The following is a 26,092-nucleotide window of genomic DNA, read 5'->3' on the forward strand; positions in this document are numbered from 1 at the left end:
TATTCCAGCGCCCGCCATGATGCCCAACCTGCCGACCGCTGAGGTGTAGGCCAAATCCAAGCCGTGAGCCCGGTCGCCATCACCCCGCCGCAGTGATCATCAACTGATCTGTCTTGCTACATCCGGTTTGCCGCCGACCGACGCCTGCCCTTGCCACAGCGGCAGTTGCAACCTGATGCGGGCACCGCGCCACGGACCTACAAGGATTTCGACGCCGCCGCCATGCAACCGGGCAATTTCGCGGGCAAGGTTGAGCCCAAGGCCAGCGCCGCTGTTGCGCGGGCGCAAGCGATAGAACGGCTGGAAGACGCGCTCATGTTCGTCGTCGGGAATGCCCGGGCCTTCGTCGTGGATTTCCAGCCCGCCCCTGGCGTCCACCACCACCGAAATGATGCCCTCGCCGCCGCCATGGTCGATGGCGTTGCGCAGAAGATTGGTGACGGCCTGCTGGATCTGCGACGGCTGGATGTTGACCAGCACGCTCGACGCAGCCGGCTCGAAGGAAAAGTCGTAGCCGGCGGCAAGCGCCAACGGCGCGAAATCGGCGGCGAGATGGCGCGCGAATTCGACGAGGTCGACGACCTCGCGGGCGCCAGCCGACTGGTCGAGTACCTGCCGGTCGAGCAGTTGCTGCGCCAGATGCGACAGACGCTCGATGTCCTTCAGCAGCCGCGCGCTTTCGGGATCCTCGCGCAGCAGTTCGGCGCGGGTGCGCAGGATGGCGATCGGGGTGCGCAGTTCGTGCGCCGCGTCGGTCAGGAAACGGTTGCGCTGGTCATAACCTTGGCCGAGGCGCGACAGCGCATTGTTGAAGGCCTGCACCATCGGCTCGATCTCGGTCGGCACGTTGGCGGTTGGCAGTTGCACGCCACGGTTGTCGATATCGATGCGGCCGGCCTGCGTAGCAGTGGCGACAAGACCGGCAAGCGCCCGGCGGACCACCGTCGGCGTGACAACGAGGGTCGTCCCGCCCATGACGATGAAGAAGGGCGCGAGAAACGCCACGATGATCAGCGCAACCGTCGGGCCGATCTTCATCCACTCGATCTGTCCGTCGGCGTTGCGGGTTCCGTCGAGACTGAGCTGGAATGTAACGTCGACGCCGTTCGTTTCGGTACGGGACAGAATTGTCGAGGTCAGTATCTGGACCGGGCCGGCGGCGGTTTGCCGATTGGCCAGAATTGAATCGGGCCGAACGTCAAAGACCGGGAAACGCAGGAACGCATATTCGACGCCCCACGGGATCTTGAGGTCTTCCCCGGCATAAGCGTCCGGTATCTTGCCCAGCCGCAAGGTCTTGCCCGCCTGGTCACGAACGACCAGCCAAAGATTGGGATAGTTCTCCCGCGCCGCAAGCATCTCCTTGGTGTCACGCAAGACAATGTCGCCGTTGGCATCCCTGCTTACGGCGCCTGCTACCGCCTCCACGGCGGTTTCGTTGTCGCTGAGCAGCCGCGGCTCAAGCAGGAACAAGACCAGCCAGATGAGACCGACGAAGGCGAACAAGGTCGCGGCCTGAAGCAGGATCAGCCTGCGCACGAGCTGCCATTGCAGCGAAGTGGGGCGCAGCTTCTTCATGCCACGGCGCGCAAGAGGTAGCCGAGATTGCGGATCGCCCTGATCTCGACGCCGGCAGCGACATCGTCGAGCTTGCGGCGCAGGCGCGAGACATGGGAATCGAGCGCGTTGGAACCGATCTCGTCGTCCATGGCGTAAACCGACTCCTCGAGCGTGGCGCGCAGGACCGTGCGGCCGGGCCGGCGCAGCAATGCTTCCAGAGCGAGTTGCTCGCGCCGCAGCAGTTCCAGCGGCTTGTCGCCGACGCTCGCCTCGCGATGGTGGAAATCATAGGTGAGCCGGCCGACCACCGTCTGCTCGGATCGCAAGGCGACGGGGCGGCGATGCAACGCGCGCAAACGAGCCATCAACTCTTCCATGGCAAACGGCTTGACCAGATAGTCGTCGGCGCCGGCATCGAGACCGGCGACACGATCATTGAGGCCGCCGAGCGCGGTCAGCATCAGGATCGGCGCGTCGACGCGCAGCGCGCGCAGTTTGGGGATCAGGTCGAGACCTTCGCCATCCGACACGCGGCGATCGAGCACCACCGCGTCATAGGGCCCGAACTCGGCCGCCGCTTCGGCATCCGCGAGCGTGGCGACGTGATCGACGATGACGTTTCGACGTGCTAGCGCCGACTTCAGCACCGAGGCCATCTCCGGCTCGTCCTCGAGCAGCAAAATGCGCATGCACGTATTCCCTCGATCAGTCTTCAGGCCGTCATGACCGAAACCGGTGGCGGCATTGCCAGCCACCGGGACGGCAAGACCTTGATGTCGTTACTCGCATTCCAGCTTCGGCTTGCGGAAGTTGGTGATGTACCAGCGACCCTCGGACCTGGTGGCGTAGAATGTGTAGAAGCATTCCTGCTCCTCGACATAGCCCGGAGTCGTCGTCTCCTCATAGCGCGTGCCGCGCCTGGTGTCGCGGTACTCGCCGCTCGTCGAGCCGGCAACTGCGTTCGTCGATATCTTGCGCCATTGGTAGGCGCGTTCGCCACGGCCAAGCTCAAGCACGGCAACCGGCGGGCCATAGTCGATGATGACCGACTCAAGCGGCTGGCCGACATAGCCTTTCATGACATCCGACTGGCAGCCGGCGAGGAAAGCCGTGGCGGCCACAACAACGATGCCGACAGCGCGGCGGGCAGTGCTGAGAGACATGTCTGATCCCAGGTTGAACGATGTTCCCGGGCAGCTACGCCGCCAAGATTGCATCTACATTGCAGGACGAACAGGAGAGCCTCGGCGCGTTGCGGCGCCATGACGATTTCCGGGAACCTTTTCATGCAAGCCGCATCCAATGGTTCGAAGCCGCCGCAACATGCGGAGGCATCGACCAAGGAGAAGCCCGATGAAACTGGTAGCCGCCGCACTTTCTCTTGTGCTCGCCAGCGCCTTGCCTGCGCTCGCCCACGATGTCCCCGCCGATGTCGCCAAATCACCGCCAGCCGGCGCCTTCAAGGCGGTCAGCAGTCTGGTCAAGCTGCCCGACTTCCTGCCTGGCATGGGGCAGCTTTTCGTCGATCCGGCAACGCTGCCGGCAGGGCCGTTCCTCGCCTATGACCATGATGGCAAGCTGGTCAGCACCATCTACATGCTGCCGATCAAGGATCTCAATCCCGACAAGCGTTTCGACGACCTCGCCGCACCGGGCGGCAATGTCGACCACGTCAGCGTCTACTACAATGCCGGCCACCCCGGGGTTGAAGAGCCGCATGCCCATGTCGTGCTGTGGCATGTGGCCAAGGCCGACGAGGCACGGGTGGCGAAATGATCGTTACGCGCCGACAAATGATCGAAGCCGGCGGGGGGATTTTTCCTCGCCGCGCTTCTTGCCCGGAAAGCATTTGCCGCAAGCAGTGACACTGTCGATGTCGAAATGCATGGCAAGGACGATGGCGCGCATGTCTGGTTCGATCCCGTCGGCATCCACATCAAGCCTGGCCAGACCATCCGCTGGACCAACCGCGACGCGGGCAATTCGCATACGGTGACGGCGTATCACCCCAAAATCTTCGAGCGGCCGCTGCGCATCCCGGCAAACGCCAAACCCTGGGATTCGGACTATCTGCTGCCTGGCCAATCCTTCTCGGTGACGCTGACGGTGGCAGGGGTGTATGACTATTATTGCGTGCCGCATGAGCACGCCGGCATGATTGGGCGGATAGTGGTCGGCATACCGCCTGCTCCAGTCGAAACGGCGGCAGCGCCAGACCAGACGCTGACACAACTGCCTGATATCGCACTGAACGGGTTTCCGCCGGTGGACGAAATCATCGCCAAGGGCATCGTCCACCGCATGTGAACGACGGGCCGGAGAATGGAGGCGACAACATGCGACTGGCGATCCTGCGGCAACAGGTCGATCTCGACGGACACCGCGACGAGGAACTGGTGGCGCTCGCGCGCCAAGGCGGCGAGAACGCCATCCGCGCGCTCATCAAACGCAACAATCAGCGGCTGTTCCGTGTCGCCCGCGCCATCATGCGAAACGACGCGGATGCCGAGGACGTGGTGCAGGAAGCTTATGTCAGGGCCTTCACCAGGCTCGACAGCTTCAAGGGCGATGCACTGTTTTCGACCTGGCTGACGCGGATCGCGCTCAACGAGGCGCTCACGCGCATCCGCAAGCGGCGGCCAGTCGCCGAATTTGAGGAACTCGATATCGCTGCCGCAGCCAACGGAGGCCAGGTAATCATGTTTCCGACATCGCTGACCCCACCCGGTGCCGACGCCGAATTCGCGCGCGGGCAAGCGCGGGCATTGCTCGAACAGTCAATCGACGAATTGCCGGAAACGTTCCGCCTTGTCTTCATCTTGCGCGACGTCGAGGAGATGAGCATCGAAGAGACGGCAGCCCAACTCTCGCTCAAGCCCGAGACGGTCAAGACACGCCTGTTCAGGGCACGCCGGCTGATGCGCACAGCCATCGAAAAAAGGCTGTCGGCGGGTTTTGCCGAATTGTTCCCGTTCAACGGCTGGCGTTGCGAACGCATGGCCGACAGTGTGGTCGAGCGGCTGCGCGCGGGAGCCTAGATTTTCCTGACGATGACGCTGCCGGCGGAATAGCCGGCGCCGAAGGAGCAGATGACGCCGAGGCTGCCTGCTGGCAGGTCGTCGGAGAATTTCGAAAACGCGATGATCGAACCGGCCGACGAGGTGTTGGCATAATCCTGTAGCACATTGGGCTGCTCCTCGCGGCTCGGCTCGCGGCCAAGCACGCGCGAGCCGATCAGGTCGTTCATGCCCTTGTTGGCCTGGTGCAGCCACAGGCGCGACAGATCAGCAGGCTCGATGCCCTGCTCGGCAAGGTGGCCGAGCATCAGTTCGGCCACCATCGGCACCACCTGCTTGAAGACCTTGCGGCCCTCCTGGTGGAACTGCATATCGCGGCGGTCGGACATGTGGCCTTCGCGGGTGCGGCGCAGGAAACCGTTGTTGTTGCGGATGTTGTTGGAGAACTCGGTGAGGCAACGCGTCGCCAGCACCTCGTAGGCATTGTCCGCCTTCACCTCGTCGGCGCGCTGCAGGACGACGGCGGTGCAGACATCGCCGAAGATGAAGTGGCAGTCGCGGTCGCGCCATTCCTGGTGGCCGGAGGTGATCTCGGGATTGACCATCAGGATCGCACGGGCCGAGCCGGTGCGGATCATGTCAGCGGCAAGCTGGATGCCGAAGGTCGCCGAGGAACAGGCGACGTTCATGTCGAAGGCAAAGCCCTTGATGCCGAGCGCCTGCTGCACCTCGATGGCAACCGCCGGATAGGCGCGCTCGTGGTTGGAGGCAGCACAGATGACGGCGTCGATGTCATCGGCGGTCAACCCTGCCTTGTTCATCGCCTCGTCGGCCGCCTTGACCGAAATTTCGGCCATCAGTGACAGCTCGTCTTCGGCGCGCTCCGGCAGCACGGGGTGCATGATGCCAGGGTCGAGAATGCCGAACTTCGAGATGACATGGCGGCGCTCGATGCCGGATGCCTTGACGATGAACTCTTCCGACGACATCGCCATCGGCTCGCGCTCGCCAGCCTCGATGGCGTCGGCGTGCAGCTTGTTCTGGCGGTGGGCGTACTCGTTGTAGGAGGCCACCAACTCAGCGTTGGTGATGATTTCCTCCGGCGTGAAGATGCCGGTACCGCTGATCGCAACCCTGTGCATGGCGTTTCCCGTTGGTTTTGAGCCATTGGAATAGGGTTCGGGCAGCGGCGGTCAAGCTTTGCGACCACAATTTCAGGTCGACAGCGCGATTACCTCGCGGAACAATCGCTCAAATGCAGCGCCCACCGTCGACTTCCATGGCCACGCCGGTGATCAGCGAGGCTTCGTCGGAGACAAGGAACAAGGCGGCGTTGGCGATGTCGAGCGGCGTCGAGAAACGGCCGAGCGGGATCGACGCTTTGAATTTCTCGCGGATCTCGGGTGTGTCCTTGCCCATGAATTTCTCCAGCATGCCGGTCTCGCCGGCGACCGGGCACAGGCAATTGACGCGGATGTTCTTCGGCGCCAGTTCGACGCCCATCGACTTGGTGGCGGTGATCGCCCAACCTTTCGAGGCGTTGTACCAGGTCAAGCCGGGACGCGGGCGCAGGCCGGCGGTCGATGCCGTGGTCAGGATCGAACCGCCGCCCTGGCGCTCCATGATCGGCACGACGGCGCGGGCAGCGTGGTAGATCGCCTTCATGTTGACGGCGGTGATCAGGTCGAAGACGTCTTCCTCGACATCGACAAGGTCGCCGTTGCGGTGGGTATAGCCTGCATTGTTGACCATGATGTCGATGCGGCCGAAGGCACTCTTGGCAGCGTAGACGAGTTCGTCGAATTCGGCGCGTAGCGACACATCGGTGGTGACGGCAATCGCATTATTGCCGATCTCGGACGCGACGCGCTCGGCCTCCCTGGTGTTGAGGTCGGCGACCACGACCTTGGCACCTTCCTCGGCGAAGCGTTTGGCCATGCCCTCGCCAAAACCGGCCGCAGCCCCGGTGATGATCGCAACCTTGTCTTTCAGACGCATCGTCTTTCCGCCCTGTCGATTTTCTTCCTGATCGATCTAGCCGCCGCCACACGCCACCGCAAGGCAGAGTAGCCGATGCATCGGGCCAGCGGCTTCCTCTTGGATTTCCAAACGCCTACGCCTTATGTTGGGCCGGTATGATCGCTATGTCGAAAACGAAACTGTGACACCGAGGCACTGGCGCTTTTAAATCGATTAGCATATATCGGTCGTCGACATCACGACCGTCTTGAAAACGGATAGAACATGACCAGCCAGATCATCCCCGTCGATCCCTTCGACTTCATCATTTTCGGGGGCACCGGCGATCTGTCGGAACGCAAACTACTGCCGGCGCTCTATCATCGTCAGCGCGACCACCAGTTTTCCGAGCCGACCCGCATCATCGGCGCGTCGCGCACCAAGATGGACGACAAGGAATTTCGCGCCTTCGCCAAGAAGGCGATCTCCGACCACGTCAAGCCGGAATATATCGAGGAAAAGGAGCTCGCGACCTTCCTCGACCGGCTGAGCTACGTCACCATCGACGCCAAGTCGGGCGACGGCTTTGCCGAGTTGACGACTTCGGTGGGCGACAGCAAGCGCATCCGCGTCTTCTATCTCGCTGTGGCGCCCAGCCTGTTCGGCGACATCTCCGACCACCTCAAGGCAAACAAGCTGGTCACTCCGGATTCGCGCATCGTCGTCGAGAAGCCGATCGGCCGCGACCTCGAGTCGGCCAAGGCGCTGAACGACATCATCGGCGACGATTTCGGCGAGCACCAGATCTTCCGCATCGACCATTATCTCGGCAAGGAGACGGTGCAGAACCTGATGGCGCTGCGCTTTGCCAACGCGCTCTACGAGCCGTTGTGGAACTCGGCCCATATCGACCACGTCCAGATCACCGTCGCCGAAACCGTCGGCCTCGAGGACCGCGTCACCTATTACGACAAGGCCGGTGCTTTGCGCGACATGGTGCAGAACCACATGCTTCAGCTGCTCTGCCTCGTCGCCATGGAGGCTCCCGCTTCGATGGAGGCGAATGCGGTTCGAGACGAGAAGCTCAAGGTTCTCAATGCATTGAAGCGCGTCAACGGCAATGAGGCGCCAAAGCAGACAGTGCGCGGCCAGTATCGCGCCGGAGCCTCCGCCGGCGGACCGGTCAAAGGCTACATCGAAGAACTCGGCGCCGACAGCAACACCGAGACCTTCGTTGCGATCAAGGCCGAGATCGCCAACTGGCGCTGGGCCGGCGTGCCGTTCTACCTGCGCACCGGCAAGCGGCTGGCATCGCGCGTCTCCGAGATCGTCATCGAGTTCAAGCCGATCCCGCATTCGATCTTCGGCGAGAGCGCCGGGCCAATCTTCAACAACCAGCTGGTGATCCGCCTGCAGCCCGACGAGGGCGTCAAGCAGTTCATCATGATCAAGGATCCAGGTCCGGGGGGCATGCGCCTGCGCCAGATCCCGCTCGATATGAGCTTTGCCCAATCCTTCGACGGTCGTGCGCCCGACGCCTATGAGCGGCTGATCATGGATGTCGTGCGTGGCAACCAGACGCTGTTCATGCGCCGCGACGAGGTCGAGGCGGCATGGAAATGGATCGACCCGATCCAGCACGCCTGGGAAGGCAGCCGTCAGGAGGCCCAGGGCTATACCGCCGGCACCTGGGGCCCGTCGGCTTCGATCGCCCTGATCGAACGCGACGGCCGCACCTGGCACGAGAGCAATTGAGCGCCATGGCTGGCATAGCGCCCCACTGGAACGAGTTTGCGACCCGGGAAGAACTGGCATCGGCTCTCGCGAGTACCGTCGCCGACGCGTTGAAGGCCGCGATCTCGCGCCGCGGCGAAGCCTTTTTCGCCGTATCGGGCGGCACGACTCCCGGCCGCTTCTTCGCAGCATTGTCGCGGCAGGTTCTCGACTGGAGCAAGGTCACGGTGACGCTCGTTGACGAGCGCTTCGTGCCTGAAAGCTCGCCGCGTTCGAATGCAGCGCTGGCCAAGGCGAACCTGTTGCAGAACGAGGCGACCGCCGCACGCTTCGCGCCGCTGTTCCATGAGGCCACAACCGTTGAACGGGGCGCAGACGCGGCGGATGCGGAGATCCGCGCCCTGCCCTGGCCGCTCGATGCGGCGATCCTCGGCATGGGCGGCGACGGCCACACCGCCTCGTTCTTCCCAGACGCGCAAGGCCTGAGCGCCCTGCTCGATCCGGCATCGAACCGGATCGTCATGCCAGTGCATTCGGGAACCGCCGGCGAACCGCGGCTGACGCTGACGCTGCCGGTATTGGTCGGTGCCGGGCTTGTGGTCGTCCACATCGAAGGCGCGGAGAAGCGCAACGTCATCGAGGCGGCCTTGGCGGCGGACAAAGCATTGCCGATCTGCACCGTGCTCGACCGGGCGCCGCGCGCCGCCGAGATTTACTGGGCGCCCTGAGACGGGCGCTCGTGCCGTGCCCGGCGTCCGCAAAGGTGCTGTGACGCGTTGAACAGGCATGATCTCTGGGATCATGCGCCAGCCCGAAGCTCCTCCCGGTTCGGGCACCGAGTTGAAAGGACCAAGGCCATGACCACCAGGAACGATATCCAAGCCATCACCGAGCGTATCCGCGAACGCTCGAAGGTCAGCCGCGAGATCTATCTCGGCCGTGTCGATGATGCCGCCGGCAAGACGGCCAACCGGGGCGTGCTGTCCTGTGGCAACCTCGCGCATGGCTTCGCCGTCTGCAGCCCGTCGGAAAAGGTGGCGCTTGGCGGCGACAAGGTCGCCAATATCGGCATCATCACCTCCTACAACGACATGCTGTCGGCGCATCAGCCGTTCGAGACCTACCCGCAGCTGATCAAGGATGCCGCACGCGAGGCAGGCGGCATCGCCCAGGTGGCCGGTGGTGTGCCGGCGATGTGCGACGGTGTCACCCAGGGTCAGCCGGGCATGGAGCTGTCGTTGTTTTCGCGCGACGTCATCGCCATGTCGGCTGCCATCGGCCTCAGCCACAACATGTTCGATGCGGCGGTCTATCTCGGCGTCTGCGACAAGATCGTGCCGGGTCTTGTGATAGCAGCCCTTACCTTCGGCCATCTGCCGGCGATCTTCGTGCCGGCCGGGCCAATGACGTCGGGCCTGCCCAATGACGAGAAAGCCAAGATCCGCCAGCTTTATGCCGAGGGCAAGGTCGGTCGTGCCGAGTTGCTCGAAGCGGAATCGAAGTCTTATCACGGCCCGGGAACCTGCACTTTCTATGGTACCGCCAACTCCAACCAGATGCTGATGGAGATCATGGGCCTGCACACGCCCGGCGCGTCCTTCGTCAATCCGGGCACGCCGCTGCGCGACGCACTGACCCGCGAGGCGGCCAAGCGCGCGCTGGCGATCACGGCGCTCGGCAACGAATACATTCCCGTGGGCCGCATGATCGACGAGCGCTCGGTGGTCAATGGCGTCGTTGGCCTGCACGCCACCGGCGGGTCGACCAACCATACCATTCACCTGATCGCCATGGCGGCAGCCGCCGGCATCCGGCTGACCTGGCAGGACATTTCGGACCTGTCGGACGCGGTGCCGCTTCTGGCGCGCGTCTATCCGAACGGACTTTCGGACGTGAACCACTTCCAGGCAGCCGGCGGCATGGGCTTCCTGATCCGAGAGCTGCTCGACGTCGGCCTGCTGCATGAGGACGTGCGAACCGTCTGGGGTGAAGGCCTGCGCCCTTATGCGGTCGAGGCCAAACTGGGTGCCGATGGCTCGGTGGTGCGCGAGGCGGCCCCCAAGATAAGCGGCGACGAGAAGGTGCTGGCGCCGGCAGCCAAGGCATTCCAGCCGAGCGGCGGCCTCAAGGTGCTCGGCGGCAATCTCGGCCATGCCATCATCAAGACTTCGGCGGTGAAACCCGAGCGACGCATCATCGAAGCGCCTGCTGTGGTGTTCGACAGCCAGCAAGGCCTGAACGACGCCTTCAAGGCCGGGCTGCTCGACCGCGACTTCGTCGCTGTCATCCGCTTCCAGGGCCCCAAGGCCAACGGCATGCCCGAACTGCACAAGCTGACCACCGTGCTCGGCATCCTGCAGGACCGCGGCCACAAGGTCGCGCTCGTCACTGACGGCCGCATGTCGGGCGCGTCGGGCAAGGTGCCGGCGGCGATCCACGTGACCCCGGAAGCGCTCGAAGGCGGGCCGATCGGCCGCGTCCATGACGGCGACATCGTCAGGCTCGACGCCGAGGAAGGCACGCTGGAAGTGCTGGTCCCGGCCGGAGATCTGGCGCTGCGCCCTGCTCCGGTCTGCGACCTCTCCGGCAACGAATATGGCATGGGCCGCGAGCTGTTCGCCGGCTTCCGCCAGATGGCCGGCCGCGCCGACCACGGCGCGAGCGTGTTCGGGACGGCCTAGCCAGAAGCTGTGCAAGACAAGGGCGGCGCATCCTCGCCCTTGGTCAGGTCGTAGAGGTCGGCGTTGTCGCCCTTGGTCCACCAGACATAGTGCTGGCCGGCGTATTTGGCGCCGGAACCGCTGAGCACCGTCACGGCTACGATCGTCTCGTCGCCGATCGTGAGCACGGCAAGCGAATTGTCGCCGGCGTTGATGTATTCGGCCTTCACATCGCGGTCGCCGCATCTGTAGACGACTGCACTGCGCTCGACCGGCGCGTTGCCCGGCAACTCCAGCGTCACGGCCGAAGCCGTTGCGGCACTGGTCGCTACGGCGAGAATGATCGCAGTGAAGGTCAGGCGCATGACAGTCTCCCGAGTTGCTCGCTGGGCAGACGATAGCATGAGCCAAATGCCTGCCGAAACCGAAGCCGCGGCAGGCATGTGACAGATGCTAGGCGCCGTTCTTTGCCACGTCGGCGAAGAAGCCATCCGGGCTCTCGACCTCGACCAGGCGTTTCTTCTCGATCAACCAGAAGCGGTTGCCGACGGCGCGGACGAAGCTGCGGTCGTGCGACACCAGCAGGCAGCTCGCCTCGTGCTTCAGCAATTCGTCCTCCAGCGTCTCTTGCCCGTCAATGTCGAGATGGTTGGTCGGCTCGTCGAGCAGGTAGAGGTTGGGATAGGTCAGCCTCAGCACCAGCATGCCGAGCCGAGCCTTCTGACCGCCTGAAAGACGGCCGATCGGGTTCGACTGCATGTCGACAACAATGCCGGCGCCGGCAAGCAAGGTGCGGGCGCGCTGCTCGCCGAGTTCGAAGCGGCGCGTCAGGACGCCCAGCGGCGTATCCTTGTCGGTGAGGTCGGAGAGACCCTGGTCGCCATAACCCAGCACCAGCGACGGTGTCGCCTTGATGCCGTCGACGGCGTCATCCGGCTGGGCGATGGCGCGTCTCAGCATGTTGACCAGCCGTGTCTTGCCGGTGCCGTTGCGGCCGAGCAGGACGACGCGGTCGCCCTGGCGAAGCCACAGCCTGCCGGTCCTGAACAGCAGCGTGCCGTCTGGTGTGGTGACGGGCGCATCTTCGAGCGTCACCAGCACCTTGGCGTGCGTGCCACGGTTGGCGAGTTTGATCGTACCAGCCGACCGCTCCAGATGGGCGGGACGCGCGCTCTCTTCGATGCGCTCGGCCCGTTCCTTCAATTGCTTGGTCTTCACCACCAGCAGGTCGCTACCCGAATTGATGCCGATGTTGTTGAGCTTGGCCGCCTGCCGCCGCAACTGCTGCGCGGTCTTCATGTCCTTCTCGAAACGGCGCGCCTCGGACGCGTCGATCTCGTCAAGCGCGTCCCGCGCCCTGGAATAGGGCAGCGAAAACACCTGCGAATTTTCCGGGCGCAGGAACAGCGTCTTGTTGGTTACAGCATCGAGGAAGGCGCGGTCGTGGCTGCAGATCACCACCGGCACATCGCGCGGCAGCGCATTCAGCCACCCTTCGAGCTGGCTGATGCGGGCAAGGTCGAGATGGTTGGTCGGCTCGTCGAGCAGCAGCATGTCCGGCTCGGTCACCCAGGCGCGCGCCAGCATGGCCAGCCTTTGCCAGCCACCGCTCAGCTTCGACAATGGGCGCTGGCGCAGTTCCTCAGGCACATCAAGATCGTCGAGCACGATGTCGACGCGCCAGCTTTCGCTGTCCGCCTGATCCTGTGGCAAGGCCTGCAGCACCGCATCATAGAATGCCAAACCGCTTAGGCTGGCTGGCACGTCCTGTTCGACATGGCCAACCCGCAAGCCGCGCGCACGGGTGATGTCGCCCGCCGTCGGTTCGAAAGCGCCGGTGATCGAGCGCAGCAGCGTGGACTTGCCGCGGCCATTGGCAGCGACGATGCCAAGCCGATCGCCTGGCTCGATGGAAAGGTTGAGATTGGAAAAGAGCGGAGCACCAAGCGTTACGCCAAGCGACCTCAGATTGATCAATGCCATGTCAGTTCTCTGGTCTGTCCAGACCGTCGCCCGCATTCGATCTAGCGGGGAACCAGGTCCGGTGAGTTATCCAGATGCGGTCGAGCACGAGGCACAACGCCGCATCACCACCAAGGGCAGACCGGGAGAGAGATACGCTGGATTGGTCCCGCAACTACTTTCCAAAAATCGAAGCCGATTTTTGGGTCGATGCGGTTGGCGCGTCGTCCGAGGTCAGCCCTGCAAACGCATTTGCAGGGCGTGGACAGGGCCGCGCTGACGGTGGTGACGAAAAAACGTGTACACGCAGCCCTCCTTCGTTGTTCGAGTTGCGCGACCTGAATAGCCGCGCTTGCCGCAAGTTGCAATCCTACTGGATGGTGACTTCGCTGCGTTCGCCGGCGTGGACGGTGGCAGTGCCTTCCTTCTTGCCGCCATTGGCCTCGCGGTCAACCTCTACGACATAGTCGCCGGCGGGCAAGGTGGTCTGGTGCTTCTCGTCGTAGGCCAGCCCGAAGTCCTTGCGATTGCCCTGGATGTCCTTCTTGGCCGAAAACACCTTGATCGTCTTGGCGCCCGGGGCGCTGATGGCCAAGACGCCGGCGTCGAGGATCGCCGTCACATCGCCACGTTCGCCGACCCTGACATTGAAGGGTTGCTCGGTTTCGGCCTGGTCCATCTTCACCACAGCAACATAGTCGCCGGCTGGAAGATCGAACTTGGAATCCGGCCCGAAGGCGTAGGTCACCTGTTCGCGGCTACCGTCGATCTTCTTCTTGGCCTTGAACACCTTGACGTCGAGCCCGGACGCATCGACCTTCTCGCTGCCTGCCGCATACAGCGCGTTGACCACGGCATGGCCGACGCCGACGATAACGTCCTTCTCCACAGTCTGGCCAGCGACCAACTGAACCGTCTCGTTGGCCTCGCCCTGGCCGATGCTGACCTTCACCTTCTGCTCACCGGCCGGCAGGACAACCTTGGTCTGGCCGTAATAGGTCGCGGGATGGTCGCCGCCGGGGAAATCGATCACGACAGCGGCGCCATCGACGATGTCGGCGCCCTCGCTGGGACGCGGGCGTACGATCAGCGTACCGGCGTTGAGCACAAAGAGTGGCTTGTAGGCCTGGCCGGCTTCCACCTTAAGTGGCTGCTCGACAGCTGCTTCGCCAAGCGTCGCGCGGATGACATAGGCGCCGGCTTCCAGCGAGCCCTTGTAGTTGTTGTATTCGGTGGTGACGCGCTCGCCCTTGGTGCCGTCGGCATTGGCCTTGTAGATTTCCCAGGCGTTGCCGGCATCCGTCAAGGGTGCTGCGCCTTCGGCCAGCGTCAGCTCGGGGATGAAGTTGAACTCCGGCTTGGCCGGTTCTGGCGCCGGCTCGGGGGCAGGTGCGGGTGCCGCAACGGTCTGGACCAAAGCGTCTTCGAGGCCCTTGGCGTCGGTGGCCTGGATATATTTGCCGCCGGTGTTTTCGGCGAGGCAAGCGACCTGCTTGCCCTCCTCGGCGGTGAGCCCGAAGCCAACGACATGGGCGGTGAAATCGACGCCCGACTGCTCAAGTTCCTTGCCGAGCGCGCAAGGATCGGCGTTGCACGTCTCGAGTTCCGTCGGTGATGAGAATGACCGTCGCCTTGTCCTCGGTGTATTTGAGGTCTTCGGCGGCCTGCTTGACGGCAGCCGACAGCGGTGTCTTGCCGAGGAACTTCATGCTGTCGGCAGCAGCCGTAATGGCGCTTGCCGAGCCGGCGGCGGGCGGAACGACCAGTTCGATGTCGGTGCAGCTGCCCTTTTCGCGATGACCATAGGCCATCAGGCCGAGCTCGGTGTCGGCTGATATGGTGGTCAGCACCGAGCGCAGCGCCTCGCGAGCGATCTCCAGCTTGGGTTTGCCGTCGATCTGGCCCCACATTGACCCGGACGCGTCGAGCACGATGATGGCGCGGTCGGCGGCATTTGCCGCCGCTACTGGCGACAGCATCAGGACAGACGCCAGGATGCCTCGTGTAAACGCCTTCATGCTGCCCCTCGCCGATTCAGTTGAATGCCGCGAAGCTAAACAACGGTCCTTGGACTGACAACCCTGAAGCCGATCAATAGGTGGTGCGGCGCTCTTCGCTTGGTGGCCGGCCGAACTGCAGCCGGTAGCTCTGGGCAAAATAGGAATGCGAGGTGAAGCCGGTGGCGATCGCCACATCGAGGATCGGCATGTTGGTCTGGCGCAGCAGTTCCCGTGCCCGCTCAAGCCTGAGCCGCATGTAATAACGCCCCGGCGTGACATTGAGGTGGCGCAAAAACAGGCGCTCGACCTGCCGGACGGACAGCCCGGCAGTCTTGGCCAATTGCACCGCCGACAGCGGCTCGTCGAGATGATCGGCCATCAGTTCGACGATGCGCTTGAGCTTGTCGGACTTGCCGGTGAGATCGCGCTCGGGGCCGACACGCTGGCGGTCGCCGGCCGAACGGATGCGCTCATGCTGGAACTGGTTGGCGACCTCATTGGCAAGGTTGGCGCCGAAGTCGCGCTTGATGATTTCGAGCATCAGGTCGATCGAGGTGGTGACGCCGGCACAGGTATAGCGCTTGCGGTCGATCTCGAAGACATTGTTGGTGCACTCGATATCGGGAAACTTCTCCATGAAACCGGCACGGTTTTCCCAATGGATGGTGCAGCGGTAGCCATCGAGCTGGCCGGCTTCGGCCAACAGGTAAGAGCCGACCGAAAGCGCTCCCAGTGCTGCGCCGCGCCGGCCCCAGGAGCGGAGTGCGCCAAGCACCTTGCTCTTGCCGGGAAATTCGGTGGCGACACCGACGCAGACAAACATGATGTCCACCGCCGGCACGTCGGCGACGGAATAGTCGACCTTGAGCGGCAAGCCATTCGAGGCAATCACCGCCTCGCCGTCGGCCGAAACCGTGGTCCAGCCATAGACGTCGCGGCCAAGCAGGCGGTTGGCCGACCGGCAGGTGTCGATTGCCGCCACCAGCGAGAACATCGAGAACTTGTCGACCAGCAGGAAAGCGAACTGGCGGCCTTCGGGGTGGGGCTCTGACATGGAGGCCAAATCTACAGAACGCGCCGGTTTGGGCAAGGAAGCGGCGCCGGTTTCAACAACGCCGCGTTCATTCAAAACCCCGGCTGTTTGAGGCCGGCGTGGCGATAGGCCGACACCAGCGTATTGGCCATCAGCATGGCGATTGTCATCGGCCCGACACCGCCGGGAACCGGCGTGATGGCACCGGCACTCTTTTCAGCCGAGGCGAACTCGACATCGCCGACCAGCCTGGACTTGCCTTCGCCCTTGTCGGGCGCCGGGATGCGGTTGATGCCGACATCGATGACGGTGGCACCTGGCTTGACCCAGTCGCCCTTGACCATTTCCGGCCGGCCAACGGCTGCGACCAGAATGTCGGCGGTGCGGCAAAGCGCCGGCAGATCCCTGGTGCGGCTATGGGCAATCGTCACGGTGGCATTGGCTGCCAGCAGGAGATTGGCCATCGGCTTGCCAACAATGTTGGAGCGGCCGACAACGACGGCGTTGAGGCCCGACAGGTCCTTGCCGTGCTTGCGCTCGATCAACAGCATCGAGCCGAACGGCGTGCAAGGCACCAGCGCCGTGTCGAGTTCGCCGGTGGCGAGCTTGCCGACATTGATGAAGTGGAAGCCATCGACATCCTTGTCGGGCGCGATCGTCTGGATGATCTTGCCGCCATCGATATGGCCGGGCAGCGGCAGCTGAACGAGAATGCCATGGATCGCGGGATCGGCATTGAGCGCTTCGACCAGGGCGACGAGATCGGCTTCGGAGGTTTCGGCGGCGAGCGTATGCTGGACCGAGTGGAAGCCGCATTCCTTGGCGGTGCGCGACTTGTTGGCGACATAGACCTTGCTTGCCGGATCCTCACCGACGATGACCACGGCCAGGCCCGGCGTCACGCCATGCGTGGCAAGGTTGGCCGCCGACTTCTTGACGCCTTCGACGACCTCGGCTGCGACACTCTTTCCGTCAATGATCTCAGCCATGGCCTACTCCGTCTGCTGCTTCTTTCGAAGCGGCATTGTCATCAAATTTTCGACCCGCAACCTCGCCATTGCGGCGTCCGGTGCCGTAAACTCGAAACCGCGTGGGAGAATTTCAGAAGTAGCGGCGTGAGCGCCGCTCCCTGAGCAGGTTCAACTCCTTGCGAACCTCGCGCAGGCTTTCGCTGATCTCGTCGATCTGGTTTTGCGGCGCGGGTGCTTCGGCCTGCGTCGGCTGCGGGGTCTGCGGTGGCGCAGGCGGCCAAGGGTAGTAGCCCGCCGGTTGCTGCGCCGGCGGATACGGATACGGCGTGGCGTAACCCGGCTGCGGCGTCGCTGCATAGCCCGGCTGCGGATGAGGCGAATAGGACGGCACGAAGCCGCCTTGCGGAAGCTGCTGCGCAGGTTGCGTCTGCATCGGCTGCGGCGGCCATGATTGTGGCTGCATTGGCGGTGCAGGCATCACCGGCTCGGCAGCGGCATGATCAGCCGGGCCAGGCTGCAGTGCAGGAGCCGTTTCAGCCTTTGGCGCAGGTGCCTCGCCGCGATTGTCTGGCTGCTTGTTTGCCGTTGCCTGTTCGCGACGTGGCCGGGGCCTTGAGCGACCGCGCCGGTTGGCAGTGTCGCGCAGACTCTGAAGTGCCCCGCGCAGCGCTCCGATACCCACACCAGAGGCGAAGCCGAGCAGCATACCGCCCAGCGAGATCATCGCCCGCGACGGACCTGTCGACTGCAGCGGGGGCGATGCCGGCGATATGATGGCCACATTGCCCGAATTGATATCCTTCTGCTCGCTGGTCTCGCGAGCCCTGAGCAGGTACCCCTCATAGACGGCGCGCTTGGCGGTAACGTCGCGCTCGAGTTCGCGAAGCGTGACCATCTCGCCGCCGACGTCGCCCTGGCGGATCTTGAGCTGGGCCAGCCGCGCGGCAAGCTCCTGCTCGGTCTGCACGGCGCGCTTGAGTTCGACCTGGATGGAAGCCGCGACCCGGCGCAGTTCTGTGGCGATGCGTTCGCGCGCGCCGCTCAATTGGGCTTCGACCGCCAGGCGCTCCGGGTGGCGCGGGCCGAGCCTGACCGCAGCCCGGTCGGCTTCCTGGGTAAGCGCTGCATATTGCGCGCGCAGTTCGGTGATCGCGGGCGAGCTGATCGCCTCGGGCAAGGCGCCGGAAAGCACCGAGTCGATGCCGAGGTCACGCGTAGACGCAGCGCGCGCATTGAGTTCGAGCGTGCGGGCGCGGGCCGCCGTCAGCTGGTCGTTGACCCGCTGGATCTCGTCATCGGTGATCAGTCGGCCCTGCGGATTGATAAGCTCGTTCTCGGCCTTGAAGGTCTCGACCTTGCGTTCGGCGGCTTCCAGCGACTTGCGCATTTCGTCGAGGCGGGCATTGAGTTCGTCGGTCGCACGTCCGGCAGTGCCCGATTGCAGCTCGCCAAAGGTCTGCATGAAGACCTGGGTCATCGTGTTGGCGATGAGCGCCGACTTCTCGGCATCCTCCGTCTTCGCCCCGATCGAGATGACGAAGGTGTTGACGTCCCTTTGGATGGTCAACGCCTCATAAAGGTGTTCCGCTGCCAGCGAGTGGCGCCGCCCGGGGTCATCGCTTGCGGCCTTGTCGTTGGAAGAGATCAGCGAACGAATAAACCCGCCGACACTGAAGCCGCCGCCAGCCGTTCCGTTGAATTCTGGATCTTCGGCCAGGTTGAGCTTGTCGACGACCTTGACCAGCACCGAGCCGGAGGTCAGCCTGCGCACCTGGGTTTCGACCACCGCCAAGGTCGCATCCGACGGTAGATCGCCGACGGTCAGCTCCTTGTCCGAAAGCCTCAGATTGCGTGGATCGACGATCATCTCGGTCCACGCTTCGTATTTCTTGGGCGTCGACAGCGCGAGGGCCACGCCAAGAAGCGCCCCGGCGAGCGTCGTCGAGGCGATCAAAAGCTTGGAACGGGTAATGCCGCCAATGACCGCCATCGGGTCGATCAGCGGCTTCCAGCGGACATCATCGTGGTCACTGGGCTCGTCGAACGCCGCGGCAGGCGCCGCGGGCTGAACCATCGCCGGCGCCGCAGGCGTGGAGGGGTCGAGCATCCTGTCGCGCCAGTTGCCGGTCATCGATGACGAAACCGGTGCCGGCTTGTCGCTGGGCGTTTCCGGCGCAGCGCTGCTCGGGGCCCTTTCGTCGATCGATTGCGCCGGTGCTACGGGTGTCGTTTCGGCCAGTTGCTCGCGCGCGGCACGTTCGGCCTCGCGCCGAAAACGCGCCATGCGATGGCGCGTCGCGGGATCCTGGAAATCTTCTTGCCCGTCGTTTTCCGTGGACATCGACAGCAGCGAAGAGCCCCGCTGCTTCGGAGCAGCGTCGTCCCGGTCCAGCGCAAGCAACGAGCGCTTGCGCCTCCAGTCGTCGCGGTTTCCAGATTCGGCCATGGTTCGAGCTGCTTCCAAAAGTCCAGGCCGGATCAGCTGTCCGGTCGTTAACCCACGCTAAACAGACATGGGAAACAAAAGGTTAATTCCTACTTTGCGGCAGCATATAGAGGTTCTGCGCAGAACGGCACATTAAGCTTTGAGTTTTATCGTTCAACTGGATCATGACCAAGGCGAACGACATACCGCGCAGGCCATTGCGCGACCGGATCGGCAGTTTCGTGACGCAGCGGCGCGCGATTCTGCGCGACTACTTCTCGGCGATCAGCGGCTCGGCCGGACGGCTGGTCTTTTCGCTGATCTATTTCATCGCACTCGCAAACACGCTCTCGATCGCCGATTTCGGCCTTTTCGCCACGGCTTCCGCCGCAGGCGTCATGCTGTCGCGAACGCTGGCCTTCGGCTTCATCTCCGCACTTTACCGCACGGCGACAATCCGGCCGCGGCTGATCGGCAGCTATACCGCGGGCTTCCTGCTGCTTGCCGTACTGTCGTTGCCGCTGCTCGTCGCCGCCTCCGCGCTGACTTGGTTCCTGTTTTTTTCGACCACCTTGCCCGCCGGTATTTTTGCCGCCGTCATCTTCGCCGAGGCACTGTTGTGGCGGCCGGTCGAAGTGGCGATGATCGTCAACAACGGGCTTGGACGCTTCGGCCGCGCGGCGGTGCTGGCAATCCTGACCACGGCGATCAGGGCTGCCGCCGCGGCGCTGTTCGTCTTGTGGCCGAGCCACACGGTCGAGGCCTGGGCCGGGTTCTACATTGCCTCAAATCTCGTTTCCCTGGCCTTGGCTTTCGGCGTCTTCTACCCACGCCAGCGACTCAGGCTGACGCCAGACCTGTATTGGCGGCGGCTTTCGGATTCGATCTATGTCGCCGGCGCGGAAGTGCTGTTTTACCTGCAGATGGAGTTCGACAAGCTGCTGGTGCTGGCCATGGGCGGTCCGCATCTCGCCGGCATCTATGCCATCGTCATGCGTCTGGTCGACCTCACCGCCATTCCGATCCGCACCTTCTCGATGATGCTGGTGCAACGCATGATGCGCGCACCTGGGATGCTGGAGAAGTTCAAGATCAAGGCCGGCATCGAAGGCGGCATCCTGATCGTTTCCACCTCCGCCTTGCTGTTTTTGGCGGTGGTGCTGCACTTCTACCCCAACTTCCTCGGGCGCAATGTTTCGGAGGCTGCGCCGCTGATCGGGCTGGCGCTGTTCGTGCCGGCCTTGCGCAACCTCGTCGAGTATCACGCCGAACTGCTGTTCGCGCGTGGCCAGACGCTGATCCGCGCCGGCAGCCTTGCCATGCAGGCCGCATTGAAAGCCGCGCTGTTGTCGATGTTGCTGCTGCGGATCGCCGACACCGAGACACTGATATGGTCGCTGAACGGCATGTTCGCGCTGCTCTATCTCGCATCGGCAGCGGTGACCTATACGGCGCTGCGGCGGCCGGCCAAGGCAGTCTAGGCCTCAGGCGACGACAAGCCTGCGGATACGGCCAAGATCGGTACCGATAAACGACTGCATGCCGATCGCCACCTGCTCCGGTGACATCTCGGCGACAAAGGTCTCGAATTGCGCATCGGTGAGCGGCGTGCCGGTCCAGTGGACCCGGCAGAACTCCTGCGAGCCGACATAGTGCCCCGCCCCGGCCACGACCTCATCGACGAAGCGGCCGTAGATCATGCATTCGGAGAACTTGCGCCGTGCGCAAACCGCTTCGACCCAGTGCCGCCCACTGACCTTTTCGATGCGGGCGAGCATGTCGCGCACGGACGACCGGCGCCAGGCGATCAGCGTCGAGATGTAGTCGTGCGGTGAAATTTCGGGCGCAGCGATGCCAAGCACAGCGGCGGCATTCGCGGACCAGATACGATGGTTGTCGTGGCCGGGGTTGAGCAAAGCATTGTCGCGCCGGAACAGGCGCAGTTCGCCATCGCGCCAGAACCAAGCGCAATCGAACGGCCTGAGGAAAGCCACGTCGGAATCGACATAAACGAGCGTCTCCTGCTCGATCCGTTCGGCGATGGCCATGCGCCGCAATTGCTGTACATGCCAGCCGCGCAGCGGCGGTGCCTTGAGGCTCAGCCAGATGCGGCGTTTGAACAGGCTTGTCGGGTCGGGAATGTCGCGCAGCCAGGACGGCAACAGCTCGCGCTCGTCGATGACGGTGCGGCGATTGCTTTCGAGTTGCCGAAACAGCGCCACGTCTCGATGCTCGACCAACAGATAATGATGCGAGGCACCAGCGACATGGCGGTCGACGGTCTCGCACAGCAGGCGGCAGCGCTCGAAATCGGCAGCGTAACTCGCCGTCACCAGCGCCGCATCCGGGGCCGACATGCTCTTCGCGTTCAAGAGCGCTTCCCTCCGCCTCGCCCGCCGAGTTTCTGTCGCAGCACGCGAAACAGAAACAGCGGATTGCCGACGACATAGCGACGCCACAACCGACCAGGCTCGATGAGCAGGCGGAACAGCCATTCGAGGCGAAGCTGGCGCATCCACTCGGGCGCACGCGGAACCGACCCGCTGAGGAAATCGAGCAGCGCACCGACCGCGATCGGCAGCGTACAATGTTTGGGCCCCATGTTGCGCGCGATCCACAATTCCTGGCGCGGCACGCCCATGGCGACAAGCAATATGTCGGGGCGCAGGTCGCCAATGGCCGCGACGATTTCAGGCTCTTGCTCAGCCGTAAAGAACCCGTCATGAACAACAACGATGTTGTGATGCGGGGCAATCTGGCTCAAGCGCTCGGCCGCGCGCTCGGCATTGGCACGCTTGGCGCCAAGCAGCGCAACCGTCAGCGGCCGGCTACTCGCTTCCAGCAGGGCAGGCACGAAATCCGTGCCGTTGAGGTTGTCGGGAAATGGTGCGCCATAAAGCCAGCGCGCGGCGATATCGACACCAATGCCGTCGGCGAGAACCAGGAAGTCGTTGAGCGCCGCCGCGAATGCCTTGTCGGAACAAGCGATATTGGCATTGTGGGCGTTGAGGAAACTGACCTTGGTGAAGGTCCTTTCCTTGATCAGTTGCGACAGCAGCGAGATCGCCTCGTCGCGCCGCAGGCTGGCGACCTTGATGCCGAGAATGCTGCGGTAGGTTGTGGCCGCTTTCGGGATCGTCATGCTCACGCAGCCACCTCGTGTGCGCCCGCACCAAGCTTGGCGAGGCCAAGCGCCACCGCCCGGTCGAGGGCTGATATCTGCCGGCGGTGGAAATCCGAACCATCAACGTCGGCGACCTTCTGATCGACGATTCGTTCAAGCGCCTTGGCGAAGGCTACGGGATCGTCGGTCATGGTGCAATTGTCCGGCTTGTAGGCGATGCCGCGCAGCGAATGCGCGGTTGCCACCGAAGGCAAGCCCAGTTCGAAGGTCTCGATGGTCTTGAGCTGGACACCACTGCCCGACGTACTGACGAGCGGAATGACAGCCGCGCCACGCACGAAGGCCTGGGCATCGGGCACCCGGCCAACGAACTTGACGCCGGGATGGGGCGAGGACACGCCAGCCGGGACGCTGCCGGCGATATGGATCCGGAAATCGTTGCGCAGATGCGGCACGACCTTGGCGAGGAACCAGTCGAGACCGATGCGGTTCGGCTCCCAGGTCCAGGTACCGATCAGGGCCGCGTCGCAGTCGATGGCGCGCTTGCCATGGCTGGCTGAAAGCTCCGAGCGAGTGACCAGCGGCAGGGCCACCGAACGCGTGTCGGAGGCAACGCCCAACTCCGCGCGGTCCTCTTCGGCCAGGGTAAAGACGAAGCTCGCATTGCGGCACAAACGCTTTTCGATGACTTCGAGCAGTCTTGCCTCACGGCGAAACAGCAGGCGCTGAAAAGCACCGTTGGCGGCGCGCGAATTTTCCGCCGCCGAGCGAAACTCGACATTGTGCGCAACGAAGATCGAGGGCCGGTCCTGAAAGATGCTTTCGAACGCAGCGGCCATCTGTACCGAATTGAGGATGTAGCCGTCGAACGGCCCTGCCGCCTCGATCGCCTGCCGCACCGTTTCATCGGAGACGATACGCAGCTTGGCCGAGGCGAATGTCAGCCCCGACGCAATCGCGCTTGCCAGCCAGGCAAGCTTGAGCTGCAAGGGCGCCGCATCGGTGCGCACGTCGAGCGAGCCGAGCAAGATGGTGTTTTCGGCATCGGACGGCGCCTTGCCGGGCCAGCCAAAGCCAAGCACGGTCACGCGAACGCCGGCCCGGCGAAGCGCATCGATGATCGCCTGGTTGGCGATCTCGTAGCCCGAAGATAGTGCTCCGTCAGGCACGATGGATGTGGCAAACAGCAAATGCATCACGACAAGTTCCTGCCTATGCCCTAGCAGTGCGCGGTGAAGTCTTCATTAAGCAATTTCAGCCGGTTGTGGAACTTGTCCGCCAATCGGCCGTTGGCTGATCGGTTGTTTAACTGACCGTTATGGCGCGCGTGATAGGGACGAGGCATCAACAACCGGCGTCTTTTCATGAATGCTCTACCTCCGCTCCAGTCCGTGACCATTGCCGGCACTTCGCCTGCTCTGGCGGTGGACGACGTCGAGGTGGTGGTCACGCTGCCGACTTTTCGCCGGCCGCAGCAATTGCTGGCAACGCTCGATTCGCTGGCCAAACAAAAGACCGCGCGCAGCTTCGCAGTGATCGTCATGGAGAATGATGACGAAGGCACCGAAGGCAAACGCGCAGCCTTGCCGCTGTTTGAAAGCGGTGCGATGACCGGGCTGGTCATCGTCGCGCATGAGCGCGGCAACTGCAGCGCCTACAATGCCGGCTGGCACACAGCCTTGCTGCGCTTTCCGAATTTCACCCGGCTGCTGGTCGTCGACGACGACGAACTGGCCGATCCCCTGTGGCTCGACACCATGTGCACGGCTGCAGAACGCCTCGGCGTCGACATCGTCGGCGGACCGCAGGTACCGGTGTTCGCCGATCCGGCACACCAGGTCTGGGCGACACATCCGGTCTTTGCGCCACCCTATGGCGTCACCGGTCCGGTCGGTGCGCTGTACTCCTCCGGAAACCTCCTGGTCAGCCGGAACGTACTTTTGGCCATGGGCCCACCCTTCCTCGACCTGCGCTTCAACTTCATGGGCGGCGGCGATTCGGATTTCCTGAGCCGCTCGGCGCAGAAAGGCTTCAAGCTCGGCTGGTGCGCGGAAGCGAAACTGTTCGAGACGGTTCCGGCACGGCGCACCGAGGCCGACTGGATCCGCGCGCGTGGTTTGCGCAACGGCGTTATCTCGACCCTGGTCGCCAAGAAGAAATATGCCGGCACGCCGTTTGCCAATACGCGCGTCTTTCTGAAAAGCCTGGCACTGCTTGCCGCCTCGCCGTTGCGCGCGCTGAAGCGGCTCGCCGCCACCGGCTCGCCGTCTGTAGCCGTGTACCCGATCCATGTGGCACTTGGCCGTGTGATGGCCGAGTTTGGTTATGCCAATGAGCAATATCGCCAGCCTGAAAAGAACTGACACGGCGCCGCTGTCGGCGGCGTTCACCGCATCAGGCATCGCCACCGCGATCGCGGCGATGGTGTTGACCATCGTCATCGTGTCGTTCAGGCCGTTCCAGCCGGCTGGCGCCGTCACCGTCGAGGGGGGCGACATCGTCAACCAGCTCGGCTTCGGATCGCTTGGCGCTTTCGCCATCTTTTCGCTGGCGACGATGGCCAGTCCGGGCCGGCTTCGCGCCATTGCCGGGCTGCCCTGGGCCGTGTTGTTGTGCTTCTTCCTGATCTCCGTCGGTGAAGCGGCCGACCCTGGCGCGGCGTTCCGGGCGGCAAGTTTCACGCTCATCGGCATCATCGCCATGGCAACCGTGCTCGCATTGCCGCGTGATGGCGATTCGTTCTCGACTGTGCTGGTCGTCGCCGGCTTCTTCGTCGTGGGGCTGAGCTATGCCGGCGTCTTCCTGTATCCCAGCGTGGCAATCCACGGCGCCGATGGCTTCGAACCCGAGCATTCCGGCTTGTGGCGCGGCGCCTTCAGCCACAAGAACATCGCTGCACCAGTCATGGCCTGCTTCAGTTTCGCCGGCATCTATCTGATCCGCCGACACTGGCGCTGGTCGGGTTACGTCCTGCTGGCGATGTCCATGTTCTTCATGATCCACACCGGGTCGAAGACAACGGCCGGGCTGGTACCGCTGTCGATCATGCTGGTGCTGCTGCCCGGTCTGGTCGGCATGCGGCTCGGCACACCGGTGCTGTTTGCGCTGGCCGTCATCGGTACGGCATTGGCCACGCTGGGCATCGTCTTCATCGAGCCGCTGAAGCAGCTGGCGGCACACCATTTCCCCGAACTCACCTATACCGGGCGCACGACGGTCTGGGCTTTTGCCGGCGAGATGATCGCGCAGAAACCCTGGTTCGGATATGGCTACGAAAGCTTCTGGCGCACGCCTCTGGTGACCGGCATCGGCCATGCCTTCGACCAGGGCTGGGACATCCGTTTCATCGTCCACGGCCACAACGGCTACATCGACATCGCGGTGACCATGGGCCTGCCTGCGCTTGCCGTCGCCGTCTATGTCTTCCTGATCGCACCGCTGCGTGACTACATGCGCATCCCGCTCTACAAGGAAAATGTCTTCCTCGGCGATTTCTTCATGATGGTGGTGCTGTTCACCGCGCTCAACGCCTTCCTCGAAAGCTTCTTCTTCCGCCGCATCGACCCGGTCTGGATGTTCTTCGTCCTGGGCGTTCTGGGGCTGAGGATGGTGTCGCGCATGGTGGTCCACAAGTCGAGCGCCTGACG

24 protein-coding genes are annotated in these 26,092 nt (G+C 63.5%); 9 read left to right on the forward strand and 15 right to left on the reverse strand.

The window, feature by feature from the left end; all coding sequences use genetic code 11:
- Positions 1-99: 99 nt before the first annotated feature.
- The 3 genes from ACHMW7_RS24785 to ACHMW7_RS24795 all read right to left on the reverse strand — a co-directional run bounded on the left by ACHMW7_RS24785 (position 100) and on the right by ACHMW7_RS24795 (position 2,723).
- On the reverse strand, positions 100-1,578 hold the full coding sequence (locus tag ACHMW7_RS24785; RefSeq protein ID WP_395448077.1) for a sensor histidine kinase: 1,479 nt from the start codon (positions 1,576-1,578) through the stop codon (positions 100-102).
- On the reverse strand, positions 1,575-2,249 hold the full coding sequence (locus ACHMW7_RS24790) for a response regulator (protein ID WP_395448078.1): 675 nt from the start codon (positions 2,247-2,249) through the stop codon (positions 1,575-1,577). The genes ACHMW7_RS24785 and ACHMW7_RS24790 overlap by 4 nt, the downstream gene beginning before the upstream one ends.
- A gap of 90 nt (positions 2,250-2,339) precedes the next feature.
- Positions 2,340-2,723, reverse strand: a complete 384-nt coding sequence (locus tag ACHMW7_RS24795) for a hypothetical protein (RefSeq protein ID WP_395448079.1) — start codon at positions 2,721-2,723, stop codon at positions 2,340-2,342.
- 190 nt (positions 2,724-2,913) lie between these two features.
- Here ACHMW7_RS24795 and ACHMW7_RS24800 point away from each other — a divergent pair, with 190 nt between their 5' ends.
- From ACHMW7_RS24800 to ACHMW7_RS24810, 3 genes are all read left to right on the forward strand, one after another.
- On the forward strand, positions 2,914-3,336 hold the full coding sequence (locus ACHMW7_RS24800) for a DUF5602 domain-containing protein (RefSeq protein ID WP_395448080.1): 423 nt from the start codon (positions 2,914-2,916) through the stop codon (positions 3,334-3,336).
- 105 nt (positions 3,337-3,441) lie between these two features.
- Positions 3,442-3,867, forward strand: coding sequence for a plastocyanin/azurin family copper-binding protein (locus tag ACHMW7_RS24805; protein WP_395448081.1), 426 nt, complete (start codon positions 3,442-3,444; stop codon positions 3,865-3,867).
- A 29-nt stretch (positions 3,868-3,896) separates the two neighbouring features.
- Positions 3,897-4,598: an RNA polymerase sigma factor gene (locus ACHMW7_RS24810; RefSeq protein WP_395448082.1), complete on the forward strand. Its 702-nt coding sequence runs from the start codon at positions 3,897-3,899 to the stop codon at positions 4,596-4,598.
- Here ACHMW7_RS24810 and ACHMW7_RS24815 read toward each other — a convergent pair.
- A complete protein-coding gene (locus ACHMW7_RS24815) occupies positions 4,595-5,719 on the reverse strand; it encodes a beta-ketoacyl-ACP synthase III (RefSeq protein WP_395448083.1) in 1,125 nt (374 codons plus the stop codon). The genes ACHMW7_RS24810 and ACHMW7_RS24815 overlap by 4 nt on opposite strands.
- Positions 5,720-5,828: 109 nt before the next feature.
- On the reverse strand, positions 5,829-6,575 hold the full coding sequence (locus tag ACHMW7_RS24820; protein ID WP_395448084.1) for an SDR family oxidoreductase: 747 nt from the start codon (positions 6,573-6,575) through the stop codon (positions 5,829-5,831).
- Positions 6,576-6,821: 246 nt separating this feature from the next.
- Between ACHMW7_RS24820 and zwf the strand changes: the two genes are divergently transcribed.
- The 3 genes from zwf (at position 6,822) to edd (ending at position 10,951) form a co-directional block, all read left to right on the forward strand.
- Entirely contained in the window at positions 6,822-8,291 is a 1,470-nt protein-coding gene (zwf, locus tag ACHMW7_RS24825; protein WP_395448085.1) for a glucose-6-phosphate dehydrogenase, read from the forward strand.
- A gap of 5 nt (positions 8,292-8,296) precedes the next feature.
- Entirely contained in the window at positions 8,297-8,998 is a 702-nt protein-coding gene (gene pgl, locus ACHMW7_RS24830; RefSeq protein WP_395448086.1) for a 6-phosphogluconolactonase, read from the forward strand.
- 129 nt (positions 8,999-9,127) lie between these two features.
- Positions 9,128-10,951: a phosphogluconate dehydratase gene (edd, locus tag ACHMW7_RS24835; protein WP_395448087.1), complete on the forward strand. Its 1,824-nt coding sequence runs from the start codon at positions 9,128-9,130 to the stop codon at positions 10,949-10,951.
- Here edd and ACHMW7_RS24840 read toward each other — a convergent pair.
- The 7 genes from ACHMW7_RS24840 to ACHMW7_RS24870 all read right to left on the reverse strand — a co-directional run bounded on the left by ACHMW7_RS24840 (position 10,948) and on the right by ACHMW7_RS24870 (position 19,342).
- Complete coding sequence (locus ACHMW7_RS24840; protein WP_395448088.1) at positions 10,948-11,295, reverse strand: MliC family protein; 348 nt, start codon at positions 11,293-11,295, stop codon at positions 10,948-10,950. The genes edd and ACHMW7_RS24840 overlap by 4 nt on opposite strands.
- Before the next feature lie 88 nt (positions 11,296-11,383).
- Positions 11,384-12,913, reverse strand: coding sequence for an ABC-F family ATP-binding cassette domain-containing protein (locus tag ACHMW7_RS24845; RefSeq protein WP_395448089.1), 1,530 nt, complete (start codon positions 12,911-12,913; stop codon positions 11,384-11,386).
- 349 nt (positions 12,914-13,262) lie between these two features.
- On the reverse strand, positions 13,263-14,309 hold the full coding sequence (locus ACHMW7_RS24850) for a hypothetical protein (RefSeq protein ID WP_395448090.1): 1,047 nt from the start codon (positions 14,307-14,309) through the stop codon (positions 13,263-13,265).
- A gap of 139 nt (positions 14,310-14,448) precedes the next feature.
- Positions 14,449-14,910 carry a VWA domain-containing protein gene (locus ACHMW7_RS24855; RefSeq protein WP_395448091.1) on the reverse strand — a complete coding sequence of 154 codons (462 nt, stop codon included), beginning with the start codon at positions 14,908-14,910 and terminating at the stop codon, positions 14,449-14,451.
- 73 nt (positions 14,911-14,983) lie between these two features.
- A complete protein-coding gene (locus tag ACHMW7_RS24860; protein WP_067967057.1) occupies positions 14,984-15,946 on the reverse strand; it encodes a GlxA family transcriptional regulator in 963 nt (320 codons plus the stop codon).
- A gap of 71 nt (positions 15,947-16,017) precedes the next feature.
- Positions 16,018-16,914, reverse strand: coding sequence for a bifunctional methylenetetrahydrofolate dehydrogenase/methenyltetrahydrofolate cyclohydrolase FolD (gene folD / locus ACHMW7_RS24865; protein WP_395448092.1), 897 nt, complete (start codon positions 16,912-16,914; stop codon positions 16,018-16,020).
- A 112-nt stretch (positions 16,915-17,026) separates the two neighbouring features.
- Positions 17,027-19,342: a GNVR domain-containing protein gene (locus ACHMW7_RS24870; RefSeq protein ID WP_395448093.1), complete on the reverse strand. Its 2,316-nt coding sequence runs from the start codon at positions 19,340-19,342 to the stop codon at positions 17,027-17,029.
- A 164-nt stretch (positions 19,343-19,506) separates the two neighbouring features.
- On the opposite strand from ACHMW7_RS24870, the gene ACHMW7_RS24875 reads away from it, so the two are divergent.
- Entirely contained in the window at positions 19,507-20,802 is a 1,296-nt protein-coding gene (locus ACHMW7_RS24875; RefSeq protein ID WP_395448094.1) for a lipopolysaccharide biosynthesis protein, read from the forward strand.
- Positions 20,803-20,805: 3 nt separating this feature from the next.
- Here ACHMW7_RS24875 and ACHMW7_RS24880 read toward each other — a convergent pair whose 3' ends face one another.
- The 3 genes from ACHMW7_RS24880 to ACHMW7_RS24890 are packed head-to-tail and all read right to left on the reverse strand — an operon-like array spanning position 20,806 to position 23,641.
- Positions 20,806-21,678, reverse strand: a complete 873-nt coding sequence (locus ACHMW7_RS24880) for a DUF6492 family protein (protein WP_395451429.1) — start codon at positions 21,676-21,678, stop codon at positions 20,806-20,808.
- A gap of 11 nt (positions 21,679-21,689) precedes the next feature.
- Entirely contained in the window at positions 21,690-22,463 is a 774-nt protein-coding gene (locus ACHMW7_RS24885; protein ID WP_395451430.1) for a WecB/TagA/CpsF family glycosyltransferase, read from the reverse strand.
- A 2-nt stretch (positions 22,464-22,465) separates the two neighbouring features.
- The gene (locus ACHMW7_RS24890; RefSeq protein ID WP_395451431.1) at positions 22,466-23,641 is read right to left on the reverse strand and encodes a glycosyltransferase; all 1,176 of its coding nucleotides are present in this window, start codon (positions 23,639-23,641) and stop codon (positions 22,466-22,468) included.
- A gap of 168 nt (positions 23,642-23,809) precedes the next feature.
- On the opposite strand from ACHMW7_RS24890, the gene ACHMW7_RS24895 reads away from it, so the two are divergent.
- Positions 23,810-24,808: a glycosyltransferase family 2 protein gene (locus tag ACHMW7_RS24895; RefSeq protein WP_395448095.1), complete on the forward strand. Its 999-nt coding sequence runs from the start codon at positions 23,810-23,812 to the stop codon at positions 24,806-24,808.
- A complete protein-coding gene (locus ACHMW7_RS24900; protein ID WP_395448096.1) occupies positions 24,777-26,090 on the forward strand; it encodes an O-antigen ligase family protein in 1,314 nt (437 codons plus the stop codon). Before ACHMW7_RS24895 ends, ACHMW7_RS24900 begins: the two co-directional genes overlap by 32 nt.
- The last annotated feature ends 2 nt before the right edge of the window (positions 26,091-26,092 follow it).

Source organism: Aminobacter sp. UC22_36 (assembly GCF_044056035.1).
Classification (GTDB): domain Bacteria; phylum Pseudomonadota; class Alphaproteobacteria; order Rhizobiales; family Rhizobiaceae; genus Aminobacter.

Excerpts from the sequence above, each read along its gene's own strand:
- ACHMW7_RS24870 (WP_395448093.1), bottom strand. The coding sequence starts at position 19,342 with ATGGCCGAATCTGGAAACCGCGACGACTGGAGGCGCAAGCGCTCGTTG.
- ACHMW7_RS24815 (WP_395448083.1), bottom strand. The coding sequence starts at position 5,719 with ATGCACAGGGTTGCGATCAGCGGTACCGGCATCTTCACGCCGGAGGAA.
- ACHMW7_RS24900 (WP_395448096.1), top strand. The coding sequence starts at position 24,777 with ATGAGCAATATCGCCAGCCTGAAAAGAACTGACACGGCGCCGCTGTCG.
- ACHMW7_RS24895 (WP_395448095.1), top strand. The coding sequence starts at position 23,810 with ATGAATGCTCTACCTCCGCTCCAGTCCGTGACCATTGCCGGCACTTCG.
- ACHMW7_RS24785 (WP_395448077.1), bottom strand. The coding sequence starts at position 1,578 with ATGAAGAAGCTGCGCCCCACTTCGCTGCAATGGCAGCTCGTGCGCAGG.
- ACHMW7_RS24845 (WP_395448089.1), bottom strand. The coding sequence starts at position 12,913 with ATGGCATTGATCAATCTGAGGTCGCTTGGCGTAACGCTTGGTGCTCCG.
- ACHMW7_RS24800 (WP_395448080.1), top strand. The coding sequence starts at position 2,914 with ATGAAACTGGTAGCCGCCGCACTTTCTCTTGTGCTCGCCAGCGCCTTG.
- zwf (WP_395448085.1), top strand. The coding sequence starts at position 6,822 with ATGACCAGCCAGATCATCCCCGTCGATCCCTTCGACTTCATCATTTTC.
- ACHMW7_RS24890 (WP_395451431.1), bottom strand. The coding sequence starts at position 23,641 with ATGCATTTGCTGTTTGCCACATCCATCGTGCCTGACGGAGCACTATCT.
- ACHMW7_RS24790 (WP_395448078.1), bottom strand. The coding sequence starts at position 2,249 with ATGCGCATTTTGCTGCTCGAGGACGAGCCGGAGATGGCCTCGGTGCTG.
- edd (WP_395448087.1), top strand. The coding sequence starts at position 9,128 with ATGACCACCAGGAACGATATCCAAGCCATCACCGAGCGTATCCGCGAA.
- ACHMW7_RS24855 (WP_395448091.1), bottom strand. The coding sequence starts at position 14,910 with ATGAAGGCGTTTACACGAGGCATCCTGGCGTCTGTCCTGATGCTGTCG.
- folD (WP_395448092.1), bottom strand. The coding sequence starts at position 16,914 with ATGGCTGAGATCATTGACGGAAAGAGTGTCGCAGCCGAGGTCGTCGAA.
- ACHMW7_RS24885 (WP_395451430.1), bottom strand. The coding sequence starts at position 22,463 with ATGACGATCCCGAAAGCGGCCACAACCTACCGCAGCATTCTCGGCATC.
- ACHMW7_RS24805 (WP_395448081.1), top strand. The coding sequence starts at position 3,442 with ATGCATGGCAAGGACGATGGCGCGCATGTCTGGTTCGATCCCGTCGGC.
- ACHMW7_RS24840 (WP_395448088.1), bottom strand. The coding sequence starts at position 11,295 with ATGCGCCTGACCTTCACTGCGATCATTCTCGCCGTAGCGACCAGTGCC.
- ACHMW7_RS24875 (WP_395448094.1), top strand. The coding sequence starts at position 19,507 with ATGACCAAGGCGAACGACATACCGCGCAGGCCATTGCGCGACCGGATC.
- ACHMW7_RS24810 (WP_395448082.1), top strand. The coding sequence starts at position 3,897 with ATGCGACTGGCGATCCTGCGGCAACAGGTCGATCTCGACGGACACCGC.
- ACHMW7_RS24820 (WP_395448084.1), bottom strand. The coding sequence starts at position 6,575 with ATGCGTCTGAAAGACAAGGTTGCGATCATCACCGGGGCTGCGGCCGGT.
- ACHMW7_RS24880 (WP_395451429.1), bottom strand. The coding sequence starts at position 21,678 with ATGTCGGCCCCGGATGCGGCGCTGGTGACGGCGAGTTACGCTGCCGAT.
- pgl (WP_395448086.1), top strand. The coding sequence starts at position 8,297 with ATGGCTGGCATAGCGCCCCACTGGAACGAGTTTGCGACCCGGGAAGAA.
- ACHMW7_RS24860 (WP_067967057.1), bottom strand. The coding sequence starts at position 15,946 with ATGTCAGAGCCCCACCCCGAAGGCCGCCAGTTCGCTTTCCTGCTGGTC.
- ACHMW7_RS24795 (WP_395448079.1), bottom strand. The coding sequence starts at position 2,723 with ATGTCTCTCAGCACTGCCCGCCGCGCTGTCGGCATCGTTGTTGTGGCC.